Origin of the sequence: Paraburkholderia sp. CNPSo 3274 (assembly GCF_024206475.1) — a bacterium.
Taxonomy (GTDB): Bacteria; Pseudomonadota; Gammaproteobacteria; order Burkholderiales; family Burkholderiaceae; genus Paraburkholderia.
On the sequence record NZ_JAMBPR010000154.1, the window covers coordinates 1 to 7,100 of the forward strand.

Here is a 7,100-nt window from a genome sequence, read left to right on the forward strand (position 1 = left end):
GCGTATGGGTTTCTGATGGCTCAACGACTCAGAATGCAATCAGGTGGACATGGTAAAAAAAACTTCCTTGAACGCGCGCTGCCTGCCCTTCCCTCGGATTACATCCCCCGGGGCAGTCCAGCGCGCTCAGCGCCACGTTCCTGATTCCATTACTACATTGCGCATCCTGCTTGGACAAGGGCTCATGCAACGATGGCTTTCTTGCTGTACGACAGTAGATCGCGCAGTTACTTATATGACACAGTAGTATTAGGGGACAGCTTGTTCACGATCGACTGGAAGTGTCACCTTGATTGTGGTGCCGGCGCCCGGCGAACTGATAACGTCGATTTCGCCACCCAGCATCAGAACACGCTCTTTCATCCCCGCTAGACCGAACGATCTCTTCCCGGTTGCCAGAACATCGAACCCGACACCGTCGTCGTTCACGTCCAGCAGATAGGCGTCATGTGTTCGTTTCAGCCCGATAATCACCCGATTCGCCACCGCGTGACGGGCGACGTTGGTCAGCGCCTCCTGGACGAGGCGGAACAGGACGATAGCGCGATCCTCGCTCACGACGATGTTCTCGTCCTGCAAGTTGAGGTAACAGACTGTGCGGCCGTTGCGGTTGAACTCTGCAGCGAGCCACTCGAGCGCTGCCGCAATGCCAGTGTCGAGTGCTGCCGGACGCAGCGATGCGATCACCCCTCTGACGACCTGCATCGTTTCATCCACAAGGGAAATCAGTACCTGGGTCTGCGCGACCAGCTCCGGTCGATCTCGGCCCAACTGCATGCGTAATGCCGACGCCTGCAGGCGAAGCGCGGTGAGATGCTGTCCAAGTTCGTCGTGCATCTCACGTGCGATGTGCTTGCGCTCTTCCTCGCGAGCCATTTCTCGATGTGACGTGAGCTCCCGAAGCATTTCGTAGGACTCGCGCAAACGGCGCTCCGCCTCCTTGAGCACGGTCAGATCAATCACGAAGGCGACGCCTTCCTTCCCGCTGGCATCGAACGCCGCCCGGCCGACCATGACGGGCACACGACTGCCGTCCTTCCGGACGTACTCCTTCTCGGAAGGTTGAATACGCCCGTCCTGTCCGATCTGTAGCAGAGCCTGTTCGGCGCTTTCGCGCCATTCGTCCGGCGTCAGATCTCGCCAGCGTAGACGGGCTGCGGCAAGTTCAGTACGGTCATATCCCACCATGCGCAGAAACGCGTCATTAGCCTCGAGGATGTCACCTTCGGCGTTCCACACGATGATGCCGATGATATTGGCATCGACGAGTCGCCGGATTCTTGCCTCGCGTTCGGCAAGGTCGCGGTACAGTCGGGTATTCTCGAGCGCAGTCGCCGCCTGCGACGCGAGGAGCCGGAGTACCGCACTCCGTGCTGAGGTGAAGGCGCGGGTGATCAGATTGTTTTCGAGGTACAGAGCGCCGATCAGCTTTGCCTGATTCATCAACGGCATGCAGAGAACGGAACGGGTTCGATGCTCGCGGATATATGCGTCCATCGCGAACGCGGGCTCGTTCACGGCATCGTCGAGAATGACGTTCTTCCTTGTGCGCAGCACATGGTGGAGCACCGACTCGGGCATCACGGTTGCGCTTACGGGCACATCCCGCAATTGGACGCGAGGTTTTGCGCCGTCCGTCCCGACTTCCGCTGCGAGCCGCTGTTCGCCCGTATGCGAAAGAATGAGTAACCCCCGCTCCGCGCCTGCCTGTTCGATTGCCGTGCGCATGATCGTGTCGATCAACCTGTCGAGAACGACCTCTCCCGAAACCGCTTGCGATACCCTGATTACAGTAGCAAGGTCAAGGTGTTCGACAGGCGCCCCGATCGTGCTGCCTGGTCCGGGCGTGCGCTCCTCATCCCTGAGATGGGGGAACAGTTCGTCGAGTTGGCGCACCTTGCCTTCGGCGCCCCAGTGTCGGTAGCCCCGGCGCGCGTCCTGCAAATAGACACGGGCAATCTTGTCGAAATCGCGCGCCGCGTAGAAACCGGATGCGAGTTCATTGGCAAGCGCTTCGTTGTGTACAAAGCCGTTTGCGCGCGCGAGGCGAATGGCCTCGTCGTAGAGCCGCATCGCGTCGACATCACGGCCTTCCAGGCGCGCCATCTCCGCGCCCACCAGCGCAGCGCGATTGCCGAAATTCGCCGGACAGTTCTTCGCCCATATCTCCAGTTGCCGGCAATGCGCAGCGATGGCGTCGTGCTGCTGCTGTCGCTCCCCGGCTGGTGCACGGTCGCAATGTGCGGCGAGTGCGAGCGCGCCGTAGAAGTGGTACTCGCACTCCTCCAGGTGCGACGACGAGCTCCAGAGGAGCTGCTGCGCGACCGCTGCCGCATTCACGGCGGCCACATGGTCGCCTGAAAGGTAGCGCCCCTGTAGTTTCCGGATCCAGTACCAGCACGCAGCCGTCGCGAGCGCGGGGTTGGCGGACAAACGCTGTTCCGTACGAAGCTCGTTGAACTCGCCGTAGTCGAAACGACCGAATTTTAACGTCGAGCCGCGGAGCATCCGGATCAGCGCAAGTTGCGTAGTGAGGTTATCGACGACAAGGCCGAAACGCGCCTTCACGGAGAATGCAAGGCCCTGTTCAGCTTCGCGTTGCACGTCGATCAACGGCTCACCGGCAAAAAGCCGGTCCGAAACAACGTGGCAGCAGGTATAGGCGCCAGACGGAAGGTCCCCGGTCCGGGTTGCCGCTTCGAACGCGCGGCGCAGCACCTCGCTGCTGACGCGCACGTGTTTCGTCCAGCGCACGACGTAGAGCGCGTAGCAGAGATACGTCACTGCCTCGAAGCGTTTGAGTCCCCGGCGCTCGACCAGATCGAAACCAAGCTGGCCGAACTGGATACCGGCGTGGTATTCGCCAAAGCGTGGTCCTGCAATCCGGGGGAACATGACGTACGCAAAGCACGAGGCGTCGCAGTTGCCGCGCTCCAGACTAAGACTGATCAGTTTGCATATGGCGAGGGACGCGAGATTCGCGTCGAAGAACCAGGCCGGCCTCAAGAGCTTGCTCAGCACATCGGCGATCGCAAGGGACATCGGATCCGTCATCAATGGCACATCAATGAGTGCCTCGATTGTCCGACCTGCAAGCAGTGACCGGACCGTTTCGTATCCCCGCTGTACGTCGTTTTCGTGCGGGTGCGCTGCCCAGTCAATACCGACTTGCCGGAGGTGGTCGAGACAGACTTCGACCGCGCGACCGCTCCGGTCGAGAGTCAGGTAAACATCCATGCGCAGACACGCAACATGCGCCTGTTCGGCGGTAGTCGTCGCGCGGCTTGACAGCATGGCCAGCCGCTCTTGCGCGTCCGCTAACCGCCCGGTGAGGAACTCGCATTCGGCCCGGTTCAACTCCAGCGCGAAAATCAGTTCATGCCTGCGCTCCCAGCAGTCGCCCGTCAGGTGTTCCGCGCCAGCAGTGAGGTAGGTGAGCGCCGACGCATAGGCTGTCGACGCCTTGGCTCGCCGGGCTGCGCTTAGGTTGAACTCGGCCAGTTGCTCGCGTTCCTGCTGGGAAGTCATCAGCGCTGCGCCACGGTTGAGTTGGCTGACGATCTCGAAGATCGCATCTTCCATTCTGCCAGCGGCGGTTTGCGCTGCGAGCAGCCGCCCGATTCGCAGGTGGGTGTCGGCACGCAAATCTCCCGGAATCAGCGAATAGGCGGCTTCCTGCACCCGGTCGTGTACAAACGCGTACGCGTCTTCCCGTTGCTCGACCAGTTCCTGATCGACTGCAGGCCGCAGCAGCGCTCGAATTTCCCGCGTCGAGGTGCCCAGAACCTTCGGCAGTATCGCAAGCGAGGCGGTGTTGCCGAGGCAGGCGAGCTGTTGCAACGCGCGCTGCGTTTCAGTGGGCAGACGCGCCAGCTTCGCGACCATGAGGTCTACCACGTTGTCGGTGTATCCCGTGCCGTGGATGCGGGGCAGATCCCAGCACCAGCAGGCGTTGTCATGGTCGAAGCTGATGAGACCGGCATCGGCGAGCGCGTGCAAAAACTGGATCACGAAGAACGGATTGCCCGCCGTCTTTTCATGCACGAGGCGGGCAAGCGGTGCGGCGCGCGCCGGCTCACAGTGAAGCGCTTCGACGTTCAGTTGCTCCACGTACTCGCAAGCGAGAGGCGCTAGAGCGATTTCGTCGATCCGTGCGCCCGCCGCCCTGAACGTCTGAAGCTTGCGCAGCAGCGGATGGCTGGCATCCACTTCATTGCTGCGATAGGCGCCGATCAGCATCAGATATTGAAGATCAGAGCGCGTCAGAAGATCGTCGAGCAAATCGAGCGTCGCGGCGTCGAGCCATTGCAGATCGTCGAGAAAGAGTGCCAGCGGATGCTCACGTTGCGCAAACACGCCGATAAAGCGCCGGAAGACGAGTTCGAAGCGGTGTCGCGCCTGATTCGGCTCGAGTTCCGGGACGGGCGCCGGGTCTCCGATGACGAGCTTCAACTCGGGAATCATCTCGGTCACGAGGCGCGCATTCGGACCCAGTGCTGTGACCAATGCGTCGCGCCAGACCGCGAGCTCCGTGTCCGGCTTGCCGAGAAGCGACCGCACCAGGCCCTGAATGGCCTGCACGAGTGTCGAATAGGGTATGTCGCGTTTGTACTGGTCGAACTTGCCCGACGCGAAGAGTCCACGTGGTGGTACCAGCGCCTTGTGCAGTTCACTGACGACCGCAGACTTGCCGATGCCCGAACAACCGGAAACCAGCACGAGTTCAGGCGTGCCGGTGTTGACCACTCGATCAAATGCGGCAATCAGGGCCTTGACCTCGTTCTGCCTCCCATAGAGCTTCTCGGGGATCCGGAGCCGGTCGGGCATGTCGTATTCACCCAGCAGGAAGGCATCGATGTGGCGTTGACGTTGCCATTCGGTCAGGCAACGCCGCAGGTCTCGCTCGACGCCCGCCGCAGTCTGATAGCGCTCCTCGGGCGTCTTTGCGAGCAGCTTCATGACAAGTTCCGAGACGGCAGCTGGGACCGTGTTTACCAGCTCGCTTGGGGGCACCGGCTTTCGTGCAATATGGCAATGCACCCATTCCATCGGGTCGGAGGCCATGAACGGCAGGGTCCCCGTGAGCATTTGATAGAGCGTGACCCCGAATGCATAAAGGTCACTGCGCGAATCGATTGAGCGATTCATCCGTCCGGTCTGTTCAGGTGCCATGTAGGCGAGGGTGCCGGCGATCGTTTCAGGCGGCTGCGGTGATTGCCGCTCGCGCGGCAGTTGCGAAGCGATGCCGAATCCGGTGAGCCGCGGCTGCCTGTCTGTGCAGTCAACCAGAATATGAGCGGGCTTGAGGTCCTTGTGGACAAGGCCGCACTGATGGAGCTTGACCAGCGTAGCGGCAATGTCCACGGCGAGCGACAAGACACGCTCCACCCCGACAGGCGCACCGACCAGGCGCTCGAGTGGGTCGCCACCCGGATCCTCGAGCAGCAGGGCCATCCGTCCGTCTTCGCGCACCAGCTTGATGGGGCGCACCGCCCACGCGCTGTTGAGCTGTTCCTTCAGCGCGAACTCGTGAGCGAGGCGATCGAGAAGGGCGGTCGAGGGGTGTTCGTCGGCGCTGCGCACGACCAGCACACTGTCGGTGGCGCCAGGGGACCCGACACGGCAGAAGGTGCGCTCTTCATCCTCCCACAGGACGTGGACACTGAAGCCCGTGTCGGAGCCATGTTGATAGTTCATGTGCCGTCATTCACAGTCAGGCTCTAGCCCTTGATTCTATCAAGATACGTGGCCCTATTCGTCTGTCTATAGCGCGCAGGGCGCGACCGGAGTGGCCCGGGGGGCGCCTGCGCGGTCAGCAACGTCGCTGACTACAGTTGCACGATACCCGGTGCGACGCTGCCATGGCCACTTGTATTTGGGCTCTGGTGCAAATAGCGCGGGGGCGAATCGGTTAAGGTGTCGGGCTGAACGAATTGAGAACTGGGGATGAGCAAGCTGAAGAGCCTGGACGAACTGTTTGCAGGCCGTCACTTTGACCGCGATGTGATCATTCTGTGTGTTCGCTGGTACCTGCGCTACAAGCTTAGCTTGCGCGATCTGGTCGAAATGATGGCGGAACGGGGTCTGGCGCCGGCCCACACGACGATCCTGCGCTGGGTGCAGCGCTTTGCGCCGGAGTTCGTCAAACGGTGGAATCTTCGGCAGGCCCACCGGCCAGTCCTGGCGTGTTGACGAGACTTATCTCAAGCTGCGCGGCAAGTGGGTCTATCTTTATCGGGCGGTGGATCGGGTGGGCCAGACAGTGCCAGGCGCGACGTGAAGGCGGCAAAAGCCTTTTTCAGGAAGGCGATCAAACATCAAGGCCAGCCACCGAAGACCATCACGCTTGACGGCTATGCGGCCTCGCACCGCGCCGTGCGCGAGATGAAGGCCGATGGCCTGCTGCCTGAGGACACGAAGGTCCGATCCTCGAAATATCTCAATAATCTGGTCGAGCAGGACCACCGCAACATCAAGTCCCCGGACGAAAGTCATGCTCGGCTTCAAGCGTTTCAGGAATGCAGCGATCACCCTCTCTCGTATTGAGCTGGTACATCGTATTCGCAAGGGACAATTCGGTCTCGCGAAGCTCGGCCTCAAAGATGCCACTGCGCCCGCAGTCTGGGAGGACGTCTTGTCTGCTTGATAAGGTATCCTCTATATAGGAAAAATCTCGTGCAGACCGCCTATTTGCACCAGAGCCGTATTGGGTGGGTCCGCGACGCTTGTGACGCACGCCCGGAGCTTTGACGTACGAAAAAGCCCCGAATCTTGGCATCCCCCCATTGGACACCTGACAGCTGGGATTGTAAAAGATCTGAAACGTTCATCACGAATGGACAGATAAAAAATATTGAACTAACCCGCTGAAGCGGGAGGTGGTGGTTGGCCAGCGACATCGGCTCCGGGATCATCTGCAGGGCCCCTCTGCTCGAGTGCGACGATGGCAGTGCAATTTGCTGCCGTGACCATTCAGAGCGGAGTCCACCATGACACCCCTACGTCGACGCATGATCGAGGATATGCGCGTGCGCAACCTCGCGGCCAACACGCAACGCGTGTATCTCCAGCAGGTGAGCAACTTTGCCAAGCACTTCGGG

Annotated in this window: 1 protein-coding gene and 2 pseudogenes; 2 read left to right on the plus strand and 1 reads right to left on the minus strand. The window is 60.8% G+C overall.

Annotated features, from left to right (window positions below; translation table 11 throughout):
* Positions 1 to 144 (plus strand): annotated as a pseudogene (locus M3I54_RS43020) (IS701 family transposase); the annotation flags it as partial.
* A 105-nt stretch (positions 145 to 249) separates the two neighbouring features.
* Here the strand turns inward: M3I54_RS43020 and M3I54_RS43025 are convergent.
* Entirely contained in the window at positions 250 to 5,697 is a 5,448-nt protein-coding gene (locus M3I54_RS43025) for an AAA family ATPase (RefSeq protein WP_254346438.1), read from the minus strand.
* Positions 5,698 to 5,946: 249 nt separating this feature from the next.
* Between M3I54_RS43025 and M3I54_RS43030 the strand changes: the two are divergent.
* A pseudogene (locus M3I54_RS43030) lies at positions 5,947 to 6,646 on the plus strand (IS6 family transposase).
* The last annotated feature ends 454 nt before the right edge of the window (positions 6,647 to 7,100 follow it).